The organism is Streptomyces sp. NPDC056296, from assembly GCF_042268605.1.
Lineage (GTDB): Bacteria > Actinomycetota > Actinomycetes > Streptomycetales > Streptomycetaceae > Streptomyces.
In genome coordinates this window covers 89,805-108,130 of record NZ_JBHJRX010000032.1, presented here as the reverse complement: position 1 = coordinate 108,130, position 18,326 = coordinate 89,805, and the positions used below count along the sequence as shown (strand labels likewise).

Here is an 18,326-nt window from a genome sequence, read left to right as displayed (position 1 = left end):
CTCGACAGCTCCACTCCACAACCGGAGGCCTTCGCCGTCCTACAGATTCAGACCGTGTCGTCGCACAAACTCGACCAACCTGGCTGGGCAGTACACCTAGGCCAGCAGCTCGCCCTCGATCACCGTCACCGCGCGCCCGCTCAGCAGCGTGCGCTCGCCGCGCAGTTCCGTGCGGACCCGGCCGGAGCGGGGCGAGGCCTGCAGCCCGGTGAGGCCGGGGCGGCCGAGGCGCTCGGACCAGAAGGGCGCGAGGGCCGTGTGGGCGCTGCCGGTGACCGGGTCCTCGTCGATGCCGACGTTAGGGAAGAAGCAGCGGGAGACGTAGTCGTAGCCACGGGCGGGGTCCTCCGCACGGGCGGTGGCGATGATGCCGCGCTCGGAGTACGCGGCCAGCGCCTTGTGGTCCGGGGTCAGGCCGCGGACCGTCTTCTCGTCGGCGACCTCGACCAGCAGGTCCCCGATGTCCGGTCCGGTGTCCAGGACCGTGAGCGGCTCGGTCCCCAGGGCCTCGGCGACGCCCTTCGGGGCCTCGACCGGGGTGAGCGGCGCGGTGGGGAAGTCCAGGGTGATCGAGCCGTCCCCGTGGGGCGTCGCGACGAGGACGCCGCTGCGGGTGGCGAACCGCACCGCGCCCTCGTGGGCGCCGGTGGTGTGCAGGACGTGGGCCGTGGCGAGTGTCGCGTGGCCGCACATCGCGACCTCGGTGGCCGGGGTGAACCAGCGCAGCGCCCAGTCGGCCTCGTCGCCCTCGGGCAGGCGGTGGGCGAACGCGGTCTCGGCGTGGTTGACCTCCAGGGCGACCTGTTGGAGCCGGTCGTCGTCCGGGAAGGCGTCGAGGAGCAGGACCCCGGCGGGGTTGCCGGCGAAGGGCCGGTCGGTGAAGGCGTCGACGATTCGGATGCGCATGCCCCGACGCTAGAGGCTCCACGAATCCGCGGACCAAGGCCAATTCGTGAGTTCTGGACCGGATTTCCCGCCGGACCACCAGTAGCGCCGTGATGGCTGACCCGTCGCAAATGATCTGGTTCTTGATCATGCCTGTGACCTGCGGCGACCAGATGCATTGAGATGCGTAAGGAGTCGAAAATCTCAGCTGATGTGGTCCAGGTTCAGCGAATCGACCGATGTTGTCCTGTGCCCCGGCTGGCTGTCCTCGAGGGGCCGCCGCCCAGCCGCTGCCTGGTGTCAGTGGCAAGCGGCAGACTGCGCGCATGAATGATTCCCTCGCATCTGATCGCAGCGACCGTGCTGAGCTGGCCTGGGTCAGCTCAATGGGCGGTCCGTTGATCGTGGTCCCCGAGTCCTGCATCGGCGCATGGGGCGGGTGCACGGAGGAGGGATCCGTCCTGGGCGAGGACGGCGGCCGCGATGACTATGACCGGGCTTGCGAGGTCGACGACTGGGCTGGCGCGATCGCCGTGCGCGCGGAGGCTGCGACGGCGCTTGTCTTGGCCGATGAACCCGCAATGACGTGCTTCCTGTCGGAGGAGTTGGTCTTCGTGCGATGGCTGGCTGCGGATTCGGAGGAAGAATTGCTCGCCGGAGCGGAAGCAGTCGTTGCCGACCCGGACACTCCATGGGAGGACGGCGGCCTGTGGGTCACTGATGGCCCGGCGGTGCTGATGGACTCGGCCGTGGCCGGCGCGGATCTCGGAGTGGAGTATCCCGGTGGTGGCCAGCCGGAACAGGCTCCCGTGCAGCTTCCGGCAGGCCGGTGGAGGGTCCGTGCTGTCCATACGAAGAACGAGTTCGCGTGGGTCGGCGTGGTGCAGCTTGTTGCCGAGGATGGCTTGGTCTGAAGGCTGGCATCCCGCGCCACTCATACTTCGATGGCACGTGCTGAGAGCTTGGTGTCGCAGGACAGACGTTCGCGGTAGGCCTTCTGGCGACAGCGGTGAGAGCAGGTTCGCCGCTGTGCCTGGTTGGGGCCGAGGGGCAGTGGAGCCGAGCAGACCTCGCAGAGCCGTAGCGATGGGGGCGGCGACGACACTTCTGCTCCTTCAGCCAGGGAGGTAACTGGGTGAGGCGGTGGTGCATTTCGCCAGCGGTATGCCCGCTGACGACACCGTTGGGAACACGTTCTCCGTCTCGAAGAGGGTTTTCCGGGCGGCAGGGGATGTTCGCAGATGGGACACGGGGATGGTTCGGCGACTTCGGTCTGGGCGGATCGTTCTTGGCGACGTTGTTGCCGTTCAAGATAGGCGTCCCGACGGCAGCGTGATGAGCACAAGTGACGGCGCTGTCCGGGCCGGATCCGCATGATCTGGCCGCACTGCTTGCAGGGCACTCGCAGCCACTCGCTGAGTGGGTGGCGTCTGCGGTATGCCTTTTGGCGGCAAGCCTGCGAGCATCGCAGTGCTTGACGTCCGAGGATGCCGAGGGGCGGCATGGCGGCGCCGCACTCGAGACAGTGCCGGGTCTCCAGCGTGATCCGCAGGAAGTCCGGATCGCGGCCCGTGACGGCCGCCAGCCGTGACCAGCTCGGGATGCCTCGATGATCCGGCGGTTCGCAGAGAAACATCCGGAGATAGCCCGGGATCAGGTGGTTGGCATGGGCAAGGCGGACGATGAACGACCGGACTCCTTCGCCGCCTCGCGGGCGGACCTGGACGGGCAACGGGCGGATGTTCCCGCTGATCACGCCGCTTTCGATGATGCTCATGAGGCCGGTTTGGACTTCCGGGTCTCGGCCGCGCGGTCGAGTTTCACGTACTGCAGGGACTTGCGGGTGATCTTCTCGGTGCCGTCCAGGATGGCGTCGAGGGCGGCCCCGCGGATGAGGTGGGACAGCGAGCCGATCATGCCGCCGGTGCGGTCGTGGAGGTAGTGGGCCAGCCCTTCCAGGGTTCCCGGCCGGTGATGGTGCAGCCGCAGAGCTTCTTCGAGGGTGGTGACCAGGCCGGTCCACTCCTCGGTGCGAGGGAACGCTAGCGTTTCGATGACTCCGAACCGGCCCGCGATCTGCCGTCCCCGGGTGCCGTTGAACAGCCCCTTCGCCTCCAGGTCGACTCCGGCATAGATGAAAGTGGCCGGGATGCGCTCGGAGAAGTACTTCAGGGTGTCGGAGACCTCGGCTCCGCTGCGGGTCGCAAGGGAGAGATTGTGCAGCTCGTCGACACAGACGACGGTGACCCGCGCGTCGATCAGGACGCCGCAGACAGCCTCGATAACGTCGGTGATGTTGGCGCGGACGGTGACGGGCAGGCCGAGGAAGCGGGCGAACTCCACGGCCAACATGCGCGAGGTCGCGGCGGGCGGGACGGTGATGTAGACAACGGGGATGCGACCGCCGACGCCGGGGTGCTGACGCCGGTCGATGGCTTCGATGGTCTTGCCGAACTGGGTCAGAGCAGTGGTCTTGCCGGTGCCGGCTGGGCCGGACAGGATCAGGCCCCGGCGGGCACTGATCGCGTGACGGTTGAGCAGGGTCAACCGTCGGCCGGTATGAACGACGGTCCGCAAGGTGGAGGTCGCCGCCACCGTCATTCTGGTGTGGTAGTCGAGGCGGGCGTCGTCGTAGTCCTGGCGCTCGTCCGGCTCCAGTCCGGCGAGGACGTCGGCGGGCAGCAGGTCCGGCGGGGCTGGATCTTGAGTGGTGAACTCCCGCCAGCCCTCCAGGGTGGTGAGGTAGCGGTGCAGTTCCTCCTGGTCCAGGGCCCGCCGCCATCCGGCCTGCAGGCCGGATGGCGGCAGCTGTCCGAACGCGGGGCCGGCCGCGGTCACCATCGCTTGTCCGCCTCCTTGAAGGGGTCGAAGACGCCGAGCGGAATGACCTTCGCGACCGGCTCGTCCTGCGTGTCTGCTTCCTCGTCGTGAGACAGCACGTTGTCTGCCGCGGCCAGCACCGGTTCGGGCTTCGGCGGCCGGGGACCGTTGCCTTCGGCGCCGGCCTTGGTCCGGGCGGCGACTCGCCGGTCGCGCCGGGACAGCCGCTTCTTCCCGCCGCCCTCGGGACCCTGGTTGGCCCTGATCAGAAGCTCGGACACGGCCTGGGCGATCTGTTCCTCGGTGGGATCGCTTTCGCCCTGCTGACGCAGGTCGGCCGCGGCATGGTCCCAGGCCAGATCCCCGAACGGCTGCGGGACAGCGCCGAGGTGTTTCCAGGGGACGGGGACCCAGCAGCCCTCCCAGTGGTTGCGGATCCAGATCCAGTTGGCGTCGTAAGGGTCGCGGTGGATCTCCCACAGGTTCCTCTTGCGGGCGACCCCGGAGGGCTGGCGCCGGAAGGGGCCCAGGTCCGCGCAGTCGTAGATGCGGTGGCTGATCTTGATGCCGTAAGAGTTGACCGCCCGCCAGGTCGCGGGCAGCAGGTCGACGTAGTCGTCCCCGGTCAGGGCCAGGGGAACGTATCCGGCGCTCTCGAGCAGGCTGGCGTACTTCTGGTTCGGCGTGAAGGTGCGGCCGGGACTGCCGGGGTCCCGCAGCCCGTCGTGCGGCCTGTTCTGCCACTTCGCGATGAGCCATTCGTCCAGGAGTTCCTGGATCTCCAGCATCGACCACAACGGCTCATCCTCGACGTTCCGTCCGCGGTGTTCGGCCGTGCGGCCCAGGTAGCCGGGGAGGAACTGGCAGAACATCGTGGCCACCGATTCGAGCGTCCGCTCGATGTGGGGCTTCTCCGCGGGCGAGCGTGGGTGGCAGGGCTGGAAGTTGATCTCCAGAGTCCGGCAGGCGGACCGGAAGTTTTCCGAGATGAATGCCTTGCCCCGGTCGCAGACGATGGTCTCCGGGATGATCACCGGCCGGGCCGCCGCGTGCTCCAACCGTTCGTCCAAGGACAGCAGCCTGCGATGCGGCAGGACCGAACGGGACATCCTCAGTGCGTCTGACCAGCCCGGCCGCATCGGCTCCGGGGTCAGAGCACGGGCCAGCAGCAGCGAAGCGTCCACCGACTTGGTGGTCGGCCGCACGACCGCGGCGGCGATGGTGCGGGTGGCGACATCGACCAGGCCGCAGAGCTCGACCCTGCCGGGCACCCCCTCATCCAGCCGCACCAGCACGTCCAGCGGGGTGGAGTCGATCTGCATCAACTCGCCCGGCGCCGCGACCTGCTCGTAACGGAAAGGCCCCTCCGGCTGGTTGGCCAGCGACTGGCGAGTGCGGGCCGACCCGGTCACCGGGATGCCGCCGGACAGCTTCGCGAACAGGCGGTAGAACGTCGCCCGCGACGGCATCTCCACCACGTCCTCGCCGTGCTCGGCAGCCAGGATGCGGCCGGTCCGCCAACGCGCGTACTCGATCGTGCGAGTGGACGCCGGGACACTCTCGGCAATGGCCTGACGCATCGCCGCCACCACCCGAGGATCAGCCCGGCCCAGCAGCGACGCGTGCGGAGCGAGACGGCGGTCCGCCACCGCGGCGACCCCGCCGGCCTCGTAACGCTGCCGCTTGCGCTTGACCGTCCGAGCACTGACCTTCTCGCCCCGCGCGGCCAGTTCCGCGGCCTTCGCCCGCTCGCGTTCCGCCAGCGACCGGCGGGCCGGGTCGTATTCGGGCCGGGGCAGAGCCCCCGCCTGAGCGTCCGGCGGCAGCCCGGTCAGGATCTCGATCAAGTGGTGCTGCCACCACAACGCCCGCTTCGCGGCCTCCTCCGGGAGATGGTCCAGCAGCGCGGCCGAGCCCAGCGTTGCCCGCTCTGCGGTGCCCAGGACGGCGAAGTCCTCAGCCCCTTGGAGATGAACCTGGTCGACCAGCATGCCCGTGCCATGGACGTCGGCCAGGCGGACCCGCATCCCGGTGAGCGCGACAACCGTGTACGTACCCTCCTCGAACCTGACCCGGTCACCCAGCCGCAACCGTCCCGGACGCGCAGACCTCACGATGCCCTCCCCGCCGCCAGGCTGACGACCGTCCCGCCGTTTAGCGGGGCCGAGACCAGGTCGGCCGTCAGCTGGTGCCGCCAGAGCAGGTGGTAGAGCGCCGGCAGCACCGCATACTTGTCCCCGACCCGGTCAGCACCGGTGAACAGCAGCTGAGGCTCGGCGAACACCTCCCGCAGGGCGTCCGCCACCGAGGCCCGGTGGCAGCGCAGGTGGCGATAGCGCGCCAGCCACCGCAAGTTCGTCCGGAACGTCTGGTCCAAGTCCCCGACCAGCCGAAACTGCCAGCCCACCGTTGCGCAGACCTCCGCGGTGAACGCGAAGACCTCAGCGGCCTCCTCATCGACGAGACCCTCCGGCCGGACATCGACCACCACACCGGTGCCATCGGCCAGCCGGGCGAAGTAGTCCGGAGTGTGCTGACGATCCCGATCGCCATCCCACCAGGACAGGCAGAACGGCTGCGAGGCCAAGGCCACCACCGCAGGGTCGAAGTCCAGGGCCATCGCGGCATCCCGCTCGACCCACGACTCGTAACCCACCAGGTCACGCGAGGACGCCGCCCAGTACTCACCCGTGAAGTTCTTCTGCCCCTTGAATGCGATGAACCTCCGGACCGGGGCAGCACGCTCGAAGGGCTCGTCCCAGCAGCGGGCCAGTGATCCCAGCCGTCCGACCCCGTCGACGCCGACGAAACCCACCTGCACGTCCGACGTGTACTCCCATGCGGATCCCGACCTCACCGGTTCGCTCACGGCCACCTACCCCGACGACCTCGTTGTGAGCAGCGTCGGCCACCGGATACGAGGCCATGCCCCGGAGCCACAAGGCGTCACCCCATCGAGCGAACGCCCGTTCCGTACACCGTGAGAACCAGATCACTTGAGACCACAAGCGAACCAGACCAGATCACCTGAGACAGGGGCCAGGTCGACGAAGGCAGGACAATGGCGACAGCGGGAGGGGGCTTGTCATTCGATACGTTCCGATATATCGTTGAAGCATCGCGATGGGATCGCGACAGATCAATGACTGAACGGAGTGATGGCGATGCGTAACCACGGATACGAGCGTGGACACGGTGGGCACGGCCGCGGAGAGGGTGGCCCCTTCGGCCACGGCGGCTTCGACGGCCCGCGTGCGGCCTTCGGTCCCTTCGGGCCGGGCGGCCCCGGTGGCGGTGGCCCCGGCGGTCCCTTCGGGCCGGGATTCGGCCACGGAGGGCCATGGGGAAGCCGCGGACGCGGCGGTCCCAGGGGGAGGGCGCGGCGCGGCGACGTACGGGCGTCGATCCTGGCCCTGCTGAAGGACCGGCCGATGCACGGCTACGAGATGATCCAGGAGATCGCCGAGCGCAGCGGCGGGGCGTGGAAGCCCAGCCCCGGTTCAGTGTACCCCACCCTCCAGTTGCTGGAGGACGAGGGCCTGATCGCCAGCGAGAGCGAGGGCGGCAAGAAACTCTTCGCGCTCACCGAGGCGGGCCGCACCGCGGCCGAGGAAGGCCCGGAGGCTCCCTGGGAAGAGGCCTCGCGGGGCGTCGACTGGGAGGCCCTGAACGACATCAGGCAGGCCGGCTTCGGGCTGATGGAGGCCTTCGGCCAGGTCTGGAAGACCGGCAGCAAGGAGCAGCGGGAGAAGGCGCTCGCCGTCATCGGTGACGCCCGCAAGAAGCTGTACCTGATCCTCGCCGACGAGGACTGACCCGACCCGGTACGGCCGTCGTCACGAGGTGCCCCGCGGAGCGATCCGCGGGGCACCTTCGCGTGTGGGCGCGCTAAGCCGACCTGCCCAGCGACCTGCCCAGTCGACCCGCTCAGTCGACTCGCCGTATCACCGCAGCGTCGAAGAGATCCCACGCGCGCGGGAAGGCGCTCTCGTCGTGGCAGTGCCACGCCTCCCAGAACAGGTCGGCGAGCAGCGCCTCCGCCGGGGCGTACACCCGGTACACGTACTGCCTGCCGTCGACCGCCGGCAGGGCCACGAGCCAGCACCTGCTCCTCATACCCCTGTCGGACCCGCGACGGCACGCTTCGGTTGCCCGGGGAGGCGCGCGGCAAGGGGGCGCGCGCCCGGCGGGGCGAAACGGCTTGATCTCATCCGTAAGGAGGAGATTCCGGCCGGGCGCGTCCACTCTGCGTGGGACGCGAGAATGCTTCCCTTCGGGGATGACCCGCTCTCGAGAGGCTGATGAGCTAGGGGATGTGCGATCCCGTATCCCCCGGCAGTCGGCCGGCGAGCAAGACGGCCGGCGCCCGGACGGCCCCGACCTCGATGTCCGGTTCAGCGAAGAACTGGCATCGGTGGTCACCGGCGCCCGCCGCAGAGCGGTACGGGACGGGGACCGGCAGATCGACACGGCCCATCTGCTGCACTCCCTCCTCGAGTACGACCCCGAGGCCCGCGCCGTCCTCGGCGACGGCCCCCAGGTCGTCCGGCTGCTCGGATACCTCGTGCAGCGCAGCATCGGCTACGGCCTGCGCTGGCAGAGCACCGTGGAGGACTCCGGCGCCGTGCCCGTGGTGAGCGGGGTCGCCGGCTTCTCGCCGTTGGCGGCCGCGGCCATGGAAGACGCCTGCGCCCGTGCCGCCCGGCGCGGGGTGGACCGGGCCTGCGGTGTCGACCTGCTCGCGGCCCTCGTCACGGACCCGCAGGCGCGGGCCGTCGAGGTGCTCGGCCGAGCCGCCGTCGAGCCGCGCACGGTGCTCGCCCGCGTGGAGAACCACTTCGAGCCGACAGCCTGAACCCGACGCCCCGGTCCCCGAAGCCGGGAAGGGTCCGACCGTCCAGTCGGTGAGACAGGTGTCATTGGGGGTGACGGTCATGTCGTCCCCTGTCATCATGTGCCGGTGCATACGTCTGACACTGCTCGCGGCCGCCGCGGCAAGGGCGCCGGGCTCGGCCTGGCGCTCGCGTCCGCGGTCGCCTTCGGAGGGTCCGGGGTCGCGGCCAAGCCGCTGATCGAGGCGGGTCTCGACCCGCTCCACGTGGTGTGGCTGCGCGTGGCCGGCGCGGCCCTGGTGATGCTGCCGCTCGCCGTGCGCCACCGTGCGCTGCTGCGCCGACGGCCCGGGCTGCTCGCCGGCTTCGGGTTGCTGGCCGTGGCGGGTGTCCAGGCCTGCTACTTCGCCGCGATCTCCCGCATCCCCGTCGGCGTCGCGCTGCTCGTCGAGTACCTGGCGCCCGCGCTGGTCCTCGGCTGGGTGCGGTTCGTGCAGCGACGGCCGGTGACGCGGGCGGCGGCGCTCGGCGTGGTCCTCGCGGTCGGCGGGCTCGCCTGCGTCGTGGAGATCTGGTCGGGGCTGGGCTTCGACGCCCTCGGACTGCTCCTCGCGCTCGGCGCCGCCTGCTGCCAGGTCGGCTACTTCGTCCTGTCCGACCAGGGCAGCGATGCCGGCGACGAGGCGCCCGACCCGCTCGGCGTCATCGCCTACGGCCTGCTCGTCGGGGCCGCCGTGCTGACCGTCGTCGCCCGCCCCTGGTCGATGGACTGGTCCGTCCTCACCCACGACGTCCCCATGGACGGCACACCCGTCGCCGCCGCCCTGCTGCTGGCCTGGATCGTGCTCATCGCCACGGTCCTCGCCTACGTCACCGGCATCGTCGCCGTACGCCGTCTGTCGCCGCAGGTCGCGGGCGTCGTGGCCTGCCTCGAAGCGGTCATCGCGACCGTCCTGGCCTGGGTGCTGCTCGGCGAGCACCTCTCCGCCCCGCAGATCATCGGCGGCGTGGTGGTCCTGGTGGGCGCCTTCATCGCCCAGTCGTCGACGCCGGCGAAGGGCTCCACGGACCCGGTGGCGAGCGGTGGTCCCGAAAGGGAGTTGTCCAGCCGGGGAACGGCGACCTAGGGTGCTGATCATGCATTCCGACGCACTCGTCCTTCCGCCTCCGGCCGCCTGAGGCGGGCCCCTCTGATCAGCCCGGCGTGCTGTCGCCGGGCGGGACGATGCTGCCCGCAGACGCAGTCCCCGCGCTCCCGGTCCTCCCGGGGCCGCTTCGAACTTCCGCGCCCTGTGCGCGTCTGCGGAGAGAACTCGTGTCGAATGCCGTCTCAGGCCTGCCCGTCGGGCGTGGCCTTCTTTATCTGATCGTCGCCGGTGTCGCCTGGGGCACCGCCGGTGCCGCCGCCTCGCTGGTCTACCGGGCCAGCGACATGGGGCCCGTCGCCCTGTCGTTCTGGCGTTGCGCGGCCGGGCTGGTCCTGCTGCTCGCCGTCCGCCCGCTGCGCCCGCGCGCACGCACGGCCGTACGCGAGCCGTTCGGTCGCAAGGCACTGCGGGCCGTTGTCACCGGCCTCGGCCTCGCGGTGTTCCAGACCGCCTACTTCGCCGCGGTGCAGTCCACCGGGCTGGCCGTGGCCACTGTCGTCACCCTCGGCGCCGGCCCGGTGCTGATCGCGCTCGGCGCGCGCCTCGCCCTCGGGGAGCACCTGGGCCGGGGCGGGGCCGCCGCCGTGGTAGGGGCGCTCGCCGGGCTCGTGGTGCTCGTGCTCGGCGGCGGAAGCACGACGGTCCGCGTGTCGGGCGTACTGCTCGCGCTGCTGTCCGCGGCCGGGTACTCGGTGATGACCCTGCTCACCCGCTGGTGGGGGCGCGACGGCGGGGCGGACGCCGCCAGTACGTCTGTCGGGGCGTTCGCCGTCACCAGCCTTTGCCTGCTGCCGCTCGCCCTCGCGGAGGGCCTGGTGCCGCACACCGACGAACCGGTCCGGCTCCTGTGGCTGCTCGCCTACGTCGCCGCGGTCCCGACCGCTCTCGCCTACGGGCTCTACTTCGCCGGCGCGGCCGTCGTCCGGTCCGCCACCGTCTCCGTGATCATGCTGCTCGAACCGGTCAGCGCGGCGGCGCTGGCCGTCCTGCTGCTCGGCGAGCACCTCACCGCGGCGACCCTGGCCGGAACGCTGCTGATGCTCGGCCCGGTCGCGGGGCTCGCGGTGGCGGAGACACGGCAGGCACGGACACGGCGGCCGGCACCGGCGTGACGGCGGGGGCCTCTCGACGAGAGAGGCCCCTTCCCCGCAGAAGGCAGGGGGCCGTCATCGGCCGGGCCTCGCTGCGGCCCCCTGTCGGCAGGGCGGGGGTCGTCACCGGCCGGGCCCCGCTGTGGTCCCCTGTCGGCAGGCGTATTCCAGGGGTACGGGGCCGTCTCGGCCGGACTGCGCTGTGGTCCCCCTGTCGGCAGGGGTACGGGGGCCGCCTTCGGTCAGCCCCCGTCAGCCCCCGCTGCGGCGTACCAGGTGTTCGCGGGCCGCGTCGTCACGCGGACCGTTCCGCTCGGTCAGCTCGGCCGCGATCCGGTTCCGGACCTCCTCGGGCCGCTTGCCGGCGTACTTGAACTTCGCCCGCACGCCGGTCACCTCCAGCCGCAGCCCGCGGATGCCGGACAGCAGCCTGCCGTACGGTGCCTCGCCCGCCGCGGCCCGCGCGGAGCCGCCCTCCGGCTGGAAGTGGCCGACCTGGCGGTTGAGCAGGCCGGCCTTCCCGGCCGGGTCGTCCACGACACGGGCGTGGCAGCGGAGCTGGACGGCCGCGTAGAAGCTGGTCGGCACGCCGTGCTCGGGCGGGCCGTCCGGGGCGGCCTGCCAGGGGCCGGGGACGTACACGTAGTCGTCGACCACGCTCAGCAGGACGACGGGATCCGCCTCCAGCGCGGGCCACAGCGGGTTGGGCCGCGCCAGGTGCGTGACCACCTCGCCGTACTCGCCGCGCCCGGCGTCGAAGGCGAAGTGCAGGGGCTGGACGTGGGGCGGCTCGCCGGGCGGGCCGTTCACCGCGAGCTGGCCGAAGTCGTGGACGGACAGCCACCGCTGCCACTCGGCGTCGTCGGGCGGCGCGTCCCAGGGGTGGACCAGCATCACGGAACCGAAAGGTAGTCGGGCATCCCCGTGCCGGCGTCCAGGCCCGGGTCGGCGACCGGGGCGTCGTACCCCTTGCGCAGCGGGACCAGGCCGGCCCAGTGGGGGAGGGCGAGGTCCTCGGGCTCGTCGTTGACGCCGCCGGTGCGGAGCTTGGCGGAGACCTCGTCCAGGTCGAGGCGGATCACGGCGGTGGCCGCCAGCTCCTTCTTGTTGGCCGGCCGGGAGTCGGCGGAGCGGCCGGGCACGACGTGGTCGACCAGGGCGTCCAGGGCCGTGCGCTTCTCCTCCGGGTCCGTCACGTCGTACGCGGTGCCGTGCACGACGACCGACCGGTAGTTGAGCGAGTGGTGGAAGGCCGAGCGGGCCAGCACCAGCGCGTCCACGTGCGTCACCGTCAGGCACACCGGCAGGCCCGGGTCGGCCGCGCCCGTCATCCGCAGCGGGCGGGAGCCTGTCGAGCCGTGTACGTAGAGCCGCTCGCCCACCCGGCCGTAGAGCGTCGGCAGCACCACCGGGGCGCCGTCGCGGACGAAGCCGAGATGGCAGACGTAACCCTCGTCGAGTATCGAGTGCACCAGCTCCTTGTCGTAGGAGGCCCGGTCGGGGGAGCGGGTGGGGACGGTGCGGTCGGTGGGCGTGTAGGCGGTGGCGGGCTGCGACGGCGGCTGCGTCCGTGTGGTCCCCTGCATGCGCTCTCCATTGCACTAGTGCATAATTGGCTTTGTGCTAGGAGAGTATCGGATCACAGGGCGGGGCGCAGCGGAGATTTCCGCGAGCGTCGAGCGCGCGGTGGCCTCGGGAGAGCTGGAACCGGGGCAACCGCTGCCACCGATGCGGGAGCTGGCGGAGCGGCTCGGGGTGAACCCGAACACCGTGGCCGCCGCCTACCGCACCCTGCGCGAGCGCGGGGTCATCGAGACGGCAGGGCGCCGGGGCAGCCGGGTGCGCTCGAAACCGGCCACCACGGGGCGCGAGTTCATCCGGGTCGAGGTGCCGGAGGGCGTGCGCGACGTGTCCGACGGCAATCCGGACCCGGCGCTGCTGCCCGCGCTGGGGCCCGTGTTCGCCGCGGCGGCCGAACAGGGCGACCGGGAGCCCGTCCTGTACGGGCACGCGCCCGTGGAACCGGAGCTGGTGCGCCTCGCACGCGCCGAACTGGACGCCGACGGGGTGCCGGACGGACCGGTGGCCGTCACGTCCGGCTCGCTGGACGCCATGGAACGGGTGCTGGCGACCCACCTCAGACCGGGCGACGCCGTCGCCGTCGAGGACCCGGGCTGGGGCAGCCTCCTCGACCTCGTCCCCGCGCTCGGCCTGCGCACGGTCGCCGTCGGCGTCGACGACGAGGGACCGCTGCCGGACGACGTACGGCGGGTCCTCGCGGCCGGCGCCCGCGCCCTGGTCGTCACGGACCGCGCGCAGAACCCGACGGGCGCCGCGGTGAGCGCCACGCGCGCGCGTGCCCTGCGCTCCGTGCTGCGCGAGCACCCTCGGACGCTGCTGATGGAGGACGACCACGGCCACCGCATCGTCGACCTGCCCCTGCACCCCCTCGCCGGTACGACGCACAGCTGGGCCTTCGTCCGCTCGGCCGCCAAGGCGTACGGCCCCGACCTGCGTCTCGCCGTGCTCACCGGGGACGCCGTCACGCTGGACCGGGTGCGCGGGCGGCAGCGACTGGGCCCCGGCTGGGTCAGCCGCGTCACCCAGCGGGCCGTGGCCCGGCTGTGGGCGGACGGCTCCGTGGACGCGCACGCGGTGGCGGCGGCCTACGGGCGTCGCCGGAACGCCCTGCTCGGCGCCCTCGCGGAACGCGGGATCACCGCGTACGGGCGCAGCGGCATGAACGTGTGGATCCCGGTGCCGGACGAGACCGGCGCCGTCGCCCGGCTGCTGCACGCCGGATGGGCCGTGGCCCCCGGCGCCCGCTTCCGCGTGAGCGCCCCGCCCGGCATCCGCATCACCGTCTCGACGCTGACGGAGCAGGACGCCGGCCCGCTGGCGGACGCGGTCGCGTCGGCGGTGGGGCCGGGAGCGGGGCCGCTGCGGAGCTATGTCTGACACGTGGGTCCGCCTGCGTCGTGACCTTCGTCCTCGCCGGCGTCTGGCCATGTGCCCGCCGGCGCCCCGCCTCTGTGCCCGCCGACGTCCTCGCCTACGTCGTGGCCTTGTCGCGCTCCCGTGTCCGCCGGGCCGGCTCCGCGGTGCCGGTGGCCGCCCCGGGCCGTGCCTGGGTCAGCGCCGCTCCCGCGAGGACGATCGCCGCGCCGACCGGCGTCGACCAGGACAGCGACTCGCCGAGCAGCGCGACGCCCGCGGCCGTGGCGATGACCGGGGTGAAGTACGTGACCATCTGCGCTGTCGTCGGGCCCACCTCGGCCACCAGGTCGTACTGGATCAGGAAGGCGAGCCCGGTGCCCAGGGTGCCCAGCGCCGCCACCGCCAGCACGGGCATGACCGGGAAACTGGTCGGCATCGAGGTGAAGAGCGGCGTCACGACGGCCAGTTGCACCGTGGCGAGCCCCAGTTGGGCGCCGGTCAGCGAGAGGTGGGAGTGGCTGGAGCCGGCCAGCGTGCGGCGGACGTAGATCCAGCCGATCGGATAGCTGAGCGAGGCCAGCAGGGCGAGCGCCGTGCCCGTGACGTCCAGGCCGTGGAAGCCCTGCCAGACACCCAGCACCGTCAGGACACCGAGGAAGCCGATGCCCAGGCCCGCCACCCGCCGCCGCGTCGGCCGGTCCTCGGAGAGGGCGACCAGCGACAGGGCCATGCCCCACAGTGGTGAGGTCGCGTTGCAGATGCCCGCGAGCGACGACGGGATCGTCAGCTCCGAGAAGGCGAACAGGGAGAACGGCAGCGCGTTGAGCAGGAACCCGGCGACCGCCAGGTGGACCCAGGTCCACGCCCCGCGCGGCAGCCGCTCCCGCTTCACCGCCATCGCCACGGCGACCACCGCCGTACCGAACACCAGCCGCCCCAGCGTGACCTGGAACGGGGCGAAACTCTCCGTCCCCACCTTCATGAAGAGGAAGCTGAAACCCCAGACGAGGGAGAGGAGTCCGAAGCGCAGCCGCCAGTCGAAGACGCGGCGGGCTGCGGAGGAGGACGCGACACTGCTGCTCATGCAGGCAACGATGGTGCAGCCGTCCTCGTAGCACAATCGAGATTACGCACGGAGTATCTCGTAGCATTGCTTACATGTTGAACCTGGAGCGCCTGCGCACCCTCGACGCCCTCGCCCGGCACGGATCGGTGAGCGGCGCCGCCGTTGGCCTGCACATCACCACCTCGGCCGTCTCCCAGCAGATGGCCAAGCTGGAGCGCGAGGCAGGCCAGCAGCTGCTCGCCAAGAACGGGCGGGGCGTGCGGCTCACGGACGCGGGCCGGCTGCTCGCCGAGCACGCGGCCCGCATCCTCTCCCAGGTCGAACTCGCCCAGGCCGACCTGGAGGCCCAACGCGGGCAGGTGGCGGGCGAGCTGAGGCTGTCGGCCTTCCCGACGGCCGCCCGCGGACTCTTCCCCGGCGCGCTGGCCGCCCTGCGCACCCGGCACCCCGCGTTGCGCATCCGCTCCTGCGAGCTGGAACCGGAGCGCGGCATCAACGGCGTGGTGCGCGGAGACCTCGACCTGGCCGTCGTGCTCGACTGGTACACAAGCCGATGCCGCTGCCCGACGGCCTGGTCAAGGCGCCGCTCCTGGACGACCCCGCGGACGTGGCCATGCCGGTCGGCCACCGGCTCGCGGGCCGCGACGAGGTGGACCTCGCCGAGTTCGCCGAGGACGAGTGGATCACGTGGGGCGAGGGCGAGTTCTGCCACGAGTGGCTGATGTTCACCCTGCGCTCGAAGGGCATCGAGCCGATCGTCGGCCATCGCGCCGCCGAGACCCACACCCAGCTCGGCCTGGTCGCCGCGGGGCTCGGTGTGTGCATCGCACCGCTGCTCGGTCGCCATCCGATGCCCGCCGAGGTCGTCACGGCACCGCTGAAGCAGCGGGTGCGCCGGCACGTGTACGTCGTCTGGCGCGCGGACGCCGACCGCCGCCCGTCGATCCGGGCGGCGGTGGAGGCGTTGCGGGCGACGGCGGGGGACGTGGGGGAGTCGGGACAGGCGGGGGACGTGGGGGAGGTGGGGAACGCGGGGTGAGTCGAGCCGGTCAGGGCGACGACAGCTTGCGGAAGTCCCAGGAGACGACCTTCTCGGGCGTCAGCCGCAGCCAGGCGTGCCGGCCGTCGTGCGGCATCTCCTCCAGGCCGAAGTTCTTGCGGGCGAACAGCGTCTCGGGGAAGTCGAGTTCGGCGTACAGCTCGCCGGTACGCGGGGCCTCGCCCACGAACTCCACCCGGCCGGACAGCTCCGCGCCCCGCAACTCGTCGTACTCCTCGCCGGTGTCCACCACGATCGCCACCCGGGGGTCGCGCCGCAGCTCCGTCCAGCGCCGGCTGCGCACGACCGAGTACAGCCACATCGAGGAGCCGTCCCAGGCGAACCAGAGCGTGCTCACATGCGGTGCGCCGTCGGGCGAGACCGTGGCGACCCGGCAGGTGCGCTGGGTGGTGAGGAACGCGTCCAGCTCGCCGGGCGTCATCATGATCCTCCGGCCCCGGCGCTGAGTGACGGTCATCCGGCCAACTGGATCGAGTCCCCGCTGACCGTGATCTGCACGGCGGGCAGCGGCTTGGGCGCCGGACCGCTCTGCACGCTGCCGTCGGTGATCGAGAAGTTGCTGTTGTGACAGGGGCAGTTGATGACCCCGTCGGCCACGCTCTTCACGGCACACCCCTGGTGGGTGCAGGTGGCGGAGAACGCCTTGAACTCGCCCGCCGCGGGCTGGGTGACCACCACCTTCTGGTCGGCGAAGACCTTCCCGCCGCCCTCGGGGATGTCGGCGGTGGCCGCGAGCGCGGCTCCCGCACCGGCGTTCTCGCCGCCGCCCGCCGATTCGGAGGCGGCAGCCGAGTCAGCGGCGCCGGTGTCGCTCGACGCGTCGTCGTCCGAGCCTCCGCACGCGGTCAGCGCGACGGCGAGCCCCGCCGCTCCGGCCGCCGCCACGACGGTACGACGGGCCGGTCCCGCCGCGGGGTGAAACGATGCGCTCGTCATGCTGGGGTCCCTTCCGGGGTGGATGCGTGATGATCTGCCGAGAGGTACGGCCCCGGGGCACGTGCTGTTCAGACCGTGCCGTGATGCTGTCGTGCCGCCGGTCGGGCGGGCGTAAAACACGGCTGTCGTTTCGCTGTCGGCCGGTAAGAGGCGGCTCCCTGCCACCCGGCCGTCCACGGTCACGGACTGCCGGAACCGTCACCGGCGGGCCCGACGGCCGACGCCGCCAGGCGGAACCCCACGCCGATGGCTGCCAGGTCTTTCTCGTACGCACCGTGGCGGCGGGCGCACCTGGCCAGATCCCGGTCATGGCGGAACGCGCCACCGCGGGTGATGTGAGGGTCGAAGGCCCAGTCCTCGACCAGCGGCACGTCCTCGGGAGCCCCTGGGTAGGGGGCGTACAGCGTGGAGGTCCACTCGTCGGCGTTGCCCGCCAGGTCCAGAACCCCGAACGGGCCGGCTCCTTCGGGGAACGAGCCGACCGGGGTGGTGGTTCCGATGCCGGTGTCCACCAGATTGGCCAACCCGGTGCGGTACTCGTCACCCCACGGGAACTCCCGGCCGTCGTCACCGCGGGCGGCACGCTCCCACTCGTCCTCCGTGGGCAGCCTGACGCCGGGGTCGCCGGTCCGCTCGCCGAGCCACCGGCAGTAGGCCGTCGCCGCGTCCCAGCTCACGCCGATGACCGGATGGTTCTCGGGAGCGCGGGGAATCGGCCGGCCGGTGGCCGCGGCGAAGAGGGACCACTGTCCGACGGTGACCGGTGTACGGGCGATCCGGAACGCCGGCAGGCGGATCTCCGTACGCGGGGCCTCCTTGCGGTACCACGCCTGCGGCACCCGGGTGTCGGCATAGCGGTCCGCCACCAGCGCGATGTCATCGACCGGGGTGCCCCGACGGACCACCCCCGCCGGGATCTCCACCCAGTCCACCGGTTCGACCCGCATCGTTCCTCCTCGGTCCGGCCATTGAGGCCATCATGATCGCCTGTCGGTATCAGGGGACGAGCCGCTTTCGCTCGCTTTCGGACAGCATCCGGAGCGGCCGGGCGCCGTGCGGGTCCGGGCCGCAAGGCTCCCGGGCCGCCCCGGCGTTCGCGAGAAGCGCCGCCACGTATGCCCGCAGGACCCGGTGCTCCCGCGCATGGACGATGCGGACGCGCCCTCCCGGGCCGGTCGCGGCGCAGTCGTCCACGACCGCGGCATGGCGCAGCAGCAGGTAACCGTCGGACGCGGTGCTGTGGAAGGCCGATGGATCGTGATCAGCCAGCTCCGCCCACTCCTGGTGCCCTTCACCCAGCGCCGCACGGGACACCTCCAGCAGATCGGCCCCGCACAGACCGGGCCGCAGCGCGTCCACGGCGATGCCGTCCACCGTGGTGGTGAGGTCCACACAGACCGGCCCGTCGCCGCACCACCGCTCCTCCAGCGCGCCCAGCGCGGTCTCGGCGGCCCAGTCCTGTTCCGTCCCCCGACGAGGCAGCAGGAGGGCGAAGGCGAAGTCGCAGGGCCGCTGCCGGTCGGCAGGTCCACTCACCCTCCAGATCGCGCA

At 71.7% G+C, this 18,326-nt stretch carries 18 protein-coding genes and 1 pseudogene; 7 read left to right on the top strand and 12 right to left on the bottom strand.

Annotation, left to right across the window (positions count from 1 at the left end):
- Positions 1 to 96 precede the first annotated feature (96 nt).
- Positions 97 to 906 (bottom strand): PhzF family phenazine biosynthesis protein, encoded by an 810-nt coding sequence (locus ACFCZF_RS23795; protein WP_376673362.1) that lies wholly within the window; start codon positions 904 to 906, stop codon positions 97 to 99.
- A 305-nt stretch (positions 907 to 1,211) separates the two neighbouring features.
- Between ACFCZF_RS23795 and ACFCZF_RS23790 the strand changes: the two genes are divergently transcribed.
- Entirely contained in the window at positions 1,212 to 1,799 is a 588-nt protein-coding gene (locus tag ACFCZF_RS23790) for an Imm21 family immunity protein (RefSeq protein WP_376673361.1), read from the top strand.
- Between the two features lie 859 nt (positions 1,800 to 2,658).
- Here the strand turns inward: ACFCZF_RS23790 and ACFCZF_RS23785 are convergent.
- From ACFCZF_RS23785 to ACFCZF_RS23775, 3 genes are read right to left on the bottom strand one after another with little or no spacing between them, the layout of a single operon-like run.
- Complete coding sequence (locus ACFCZF_RS23785) at positions 2,659 to 3,726, bottom strand: TniB family NTP-binding protein (RefSeq protein WP_376673360.1); 1,068 nt, start codon at positions 3,724 to 3,726, stop codon at positions 2,659 to 2,661.
- Positions 3,720 to 5,795 carry an integrase gene (locus ACFCZF_RS23780; RefSeq protein WP_376673369.1) on the bottom strand — a complete coding sequence of 692 codons (2,076 nt, stop codon included), beginning with the start codon at positions 5,793 to 5,795 and terminating at the stop codon, positions 3,720 to 3,722. Before ACFCZF_RS23780 ends, ACFCZF_RS23785 begins: the two co-directional genes overlap by 7 nt.
- A gap of 20 nt (positions 5,796 to 5,815) precedes the next feature.
- Positions 5,816 to 6,574, bottom strand: a complete 759-nt coding sequence (locus tag ACFCZF_RS23775) for a TnsA-like heteromeric transposase endonuclease subunit (RefSeq protein WP_376673359.1) — start codon at positions 6,572 to 6,574, stop codon at positions 5,816 to 5,818.
- 295 nt (positions 6,575 to 6,869) lie between these two features.
- On the opposite strand from ACFCZF_RS23775, the gene ACFCZF_RS23770 reads away from it, so the two are divergent.
- Complete coding sequence (locus tag ACFCZF_RS23770) at positions 6,870 to 7,520, top strand: PadR family transcriptional regulator (protein WP_376673358.1); 651 nt, start codon at positions 6,870 to 6,872, stop codon at positions 7,518 to 7,520.
- 112 nt (positions 7,521 to 7,632) lie between these two features.
- Here the strand turns inward: ACFCZF_RS23770 and ACFCZF_RS23765 are convergent, their stop codons facing one another.
- Positions 7,633 to 7,800, bottom strand: a complete 168-nt coding sequence (locus ACFCZF_RS23765) for a hypothetical protein (RefSeq protein ID WP_310874423.1) — start codon at positions 7,798 to 7,800, stop codon at positions 7,633 to 7,635.
- Positions 7,801 to 8,020: 220 nt separating this feature from the next.
- Between ACFCZF_RS23765 and ACFCZF_RS23760 the strand changes: the two genes are divergently transcribed.
- The 3 genes from ACFCZF_RS23760 to ACFCZF_RS23750 all read left to right on the top strand — a co-directional run bounded on the left by ACFCZF_RS23760 (position 8,021) and on the right by ACFCZF_RS23750 (position 10,797).
- Positions 8,021 to 8,560 (top strand): Clp protease N-terminal domain-containing protein, encoded by a 540-nt coding sequence (locus tag ACFCZF_RS23760; RefSeq protein WP_376673357.1) that lies wholly within the window; start codon positions 8,021 to 8,023, stop codon positions 8,558 to 8,560.
- A gap of 99 nt (positions 8,561 to 8,659) precedes the next feature.
- Positions 8,660 to 9,664, top strand: a complete 1,005-nt coding sequence (locus ACFCZF_RS23755; RefSeq protein WP_375905386.1) for a DMT family transporter — start codon at positions 8,660 to 8,662, stop codon at positions 9,662 to 9,664.
- A 188-nt stretch (positions 9,665 to 9,852) separates the two neighbouring features.
- Positions 9,853 to 10,797, top strand: a complete 945-nt coding sequence (locus tag ACFCZF_RS23750) for a DMT family transporter (RefSeq protein ID WP_376673356.1) — start codon at positions 9,853 to 9,855, stop codon at positions 10,795 to 10,797.
- A 231-nt stretch (positions 10,798 to 11,028) separates the two neighbouring features.
- On the opposite strand, the gene ACFCZF_RS23745 is transcribed toward ACFCZF_RS23750, so the two are convergent.
- A complete protein-coding gene (locus ACFCZF_RS23745; protein WP_376673355.1) occupies positions 11,029 to 11,670 on the bottom strand; it encodes an FMN-binding negative transcriptional regulator in 642 nt (213 codons plus the stop codon).
- On the bottom strand, positions 11,670 to 12,362 hold the full coding sequence (locus tag ACFCZF_RS23740; RefSeq protein WP_376673354.1) for a pyridoxamine 5'-phosphate oxidase family protein: 693 nt from the start codon (positions 12,360 to 12,362) through the stop codon (positions 11,670 to 11,672). Before ACFCZF_RS23740 ends, ACFCZF_RS23745 begins: the two co-directional genes overlap by 1 nt.
- A gap of 34 nt (positions 12,363 to 12,396) precedes the next feature.
- Here ACFCZF_RS23740 and ACFCZF_RS23735 point away from each other — a divergent pair, with 34 nt between their 5' ends.
- On the top strand, positions 12,397 to 13,734 hold the full coding sequence (locus ACFCZF_RS23735; protein WP_376673353.1) for an aminotransferase class I/II-fold pyridoxal phosphate-dependent enzyme: 1,338 nt from the start codon (positions 12,397 to 12,399) through the stop codon (positions 13,732 to 13,734).
- Positions 13,735 to 13,828: 94 nt separating this feature from the next.
- Here ACFCZF_RS23735 and ACFCZF_RS23730 read toward each other — a convergent pair whose 3' ends face one another.
- Positions 13,829 to 14,797: a DMT family transporter gene (locus ACFCZF_RS23730; RefSeq protein WP_376673352.1), complete on the bottom strand. Its 969-nt coding sequence runs from the start codon at positions 14,795 to 14,797 to the stop codon at positions 13,829 to 13,831.
- Positions 14,798 to 14,871: 74 nt separating this feature from the next.
- Between ACFCZF_RS23730 and ACFCZF_RS23725 the strand changes: the two are divergent.
- A pseudogene (locus ACFCZF_RS23725) lies at positions 14,872 to 15,818 on the top strand (LysR family transcriptional regulator).
- A 10-nt stretch (positions 15,819 to 15,828) separates the two neighbouring features.
- Here ACFCZF_RS23725 and ACFCZF_RS23720 read toward each other — a convergent pair.
- The 4 genes from ACFCZF_RS23720 to ACFCZF_RS23705 all read right to left on the bottom strand — a co-directional run bounded on the left by ACFCZF_RS23720 (position 15,829) and on the right by ACFCZF_RS23705 (position 18,311).
- A complete protein-coding gene (locus tag ACFCZF_RS23720; protein WP_376673351.1) occupies positions 15,829 to 16,296 on the bottom strand; it encodes a pyridoxamine 5'-phosphate oxidase family protein in 468 nt (155 codons plus the stop codon).
- The gene (locus ACFCZF_RS23715) at positions 16,293 to 16,775 is read right to left on the bottom strand and encodes a Rieske (2Fe-2S) protein (protein WP_375905406.1); all 483 of its coding nucleotides are present in this window, start codon (positions 16,773 to 16,775) and stop codon (positions 16,293 to 16,295) included. The genes ACFCZF_RS23720 and ACFCZF_RS23715 overlap by 4 nt, the downstream gene beginning before the upstream one ends.
- Positions 16,776 to 16,954: 179 nt before the next feature.
- Complete coding sequence (locus tag ACFCZF_RS23710; protein WP_376673350.1) at positions 16,955 to 17,722, bottom strand: formylglycine-generating enzyme family protein; 768 nt, start codon at positions 17,720 to 17,722, stop codon at positions 16,955 to 16,957.
- A 49-nt stretch (positions 17,723 to 17,771) separates the two neighbouring features.
- The gene (locus ACFCZF_RS23705) at positions 17,772 to 18,311 is read right to left on the bottom strand and encodes a hypothetical protein (protein ID WP_376673349.1); all 540 of its coding nucleotides are present in this window, start codon (positions 18,309 to 18,311) and stop codon (positions 17,772 to 17,774) included.
- Between the last annotated feature and the right edge of the window lie 15 nt (positions 18,312 to 18,326).

Bases quoted from the DNA above. Each gene is read 5' to 3' on its own strand.
- ACFCZF_RS23710 (WP_376673350.1), bottom strand. From the start codon at position 17,722: ATGCGGGTCGAACCGGTGGACTGGGTGGAGATCCCGGCGGGGGTGGTC.
- ACFCZF_RS23715 (WP_375905406.1), bottom strand. From the start codon at position 16,775: ATGACGAGCGCATCGTTTCACCCCGCGGCGGGACCGGCCCGTCGTACC.
- ACFCZF_RS23790 (WP_376673361.1), top strand. From the start codon at position 1,212: ATGAATGATTCCCTCGCATCTGATCGCAGCGACCGTGCTGAGCTGGCC.
- ACFCZF_RS23720 (WP_376673351.1), bottom strand. From the start codon at position 16,296: ATGACCGTCACTCAGCGCCGGGGCCGGAGGATCATGATGACGCCCGGC.
- ACFCZF_RS23795 (WP_376673362.1), bottom strand. From the start codon at position 906: ATGCGCATCCGAATCGTCGACGCCTTCACCGACCGGCCCTTCGCCGGC.
- ACFCZF_RS23740 (WP_376673354.1), bottom strand. From the start codon at position 12,362: ATGCAGGGGACCACACGGACGCAGCCGCCGTCGCAGCCCGCCACCGCC.
- ACFCZF_RS23730 (WP_376673352.1), bottom strand. From the start codon at position 14,797: ATGAGCAGCAGTGTCGCGTCCTCCTCCGCAGCCCGCCGCGTCTTCGAC.
- ACFCZF_RS23785 (WP_376673360.1), bottom strand. From the start codon at position 3,726: ATGGTGACCGCGGCCGGCCCCGCGTTCGGACAGCTGCCGCCATCCGGC.
- ACFCZF_RS23745 (WP_376673355.1), bottom strand. From the start codon at position 11,670: ATGCTGGTCCACCCCTGGGACGCGCCGCCCGACGACGCCGAGTGGCAG.
- ACFCZF_RS23770 (WP_376673358.1), top strand. From the start codon at position 6,870: ATGCGTAACCACGGATACGAGCGTGGACACGGTGGGCACGGCCGCGGA.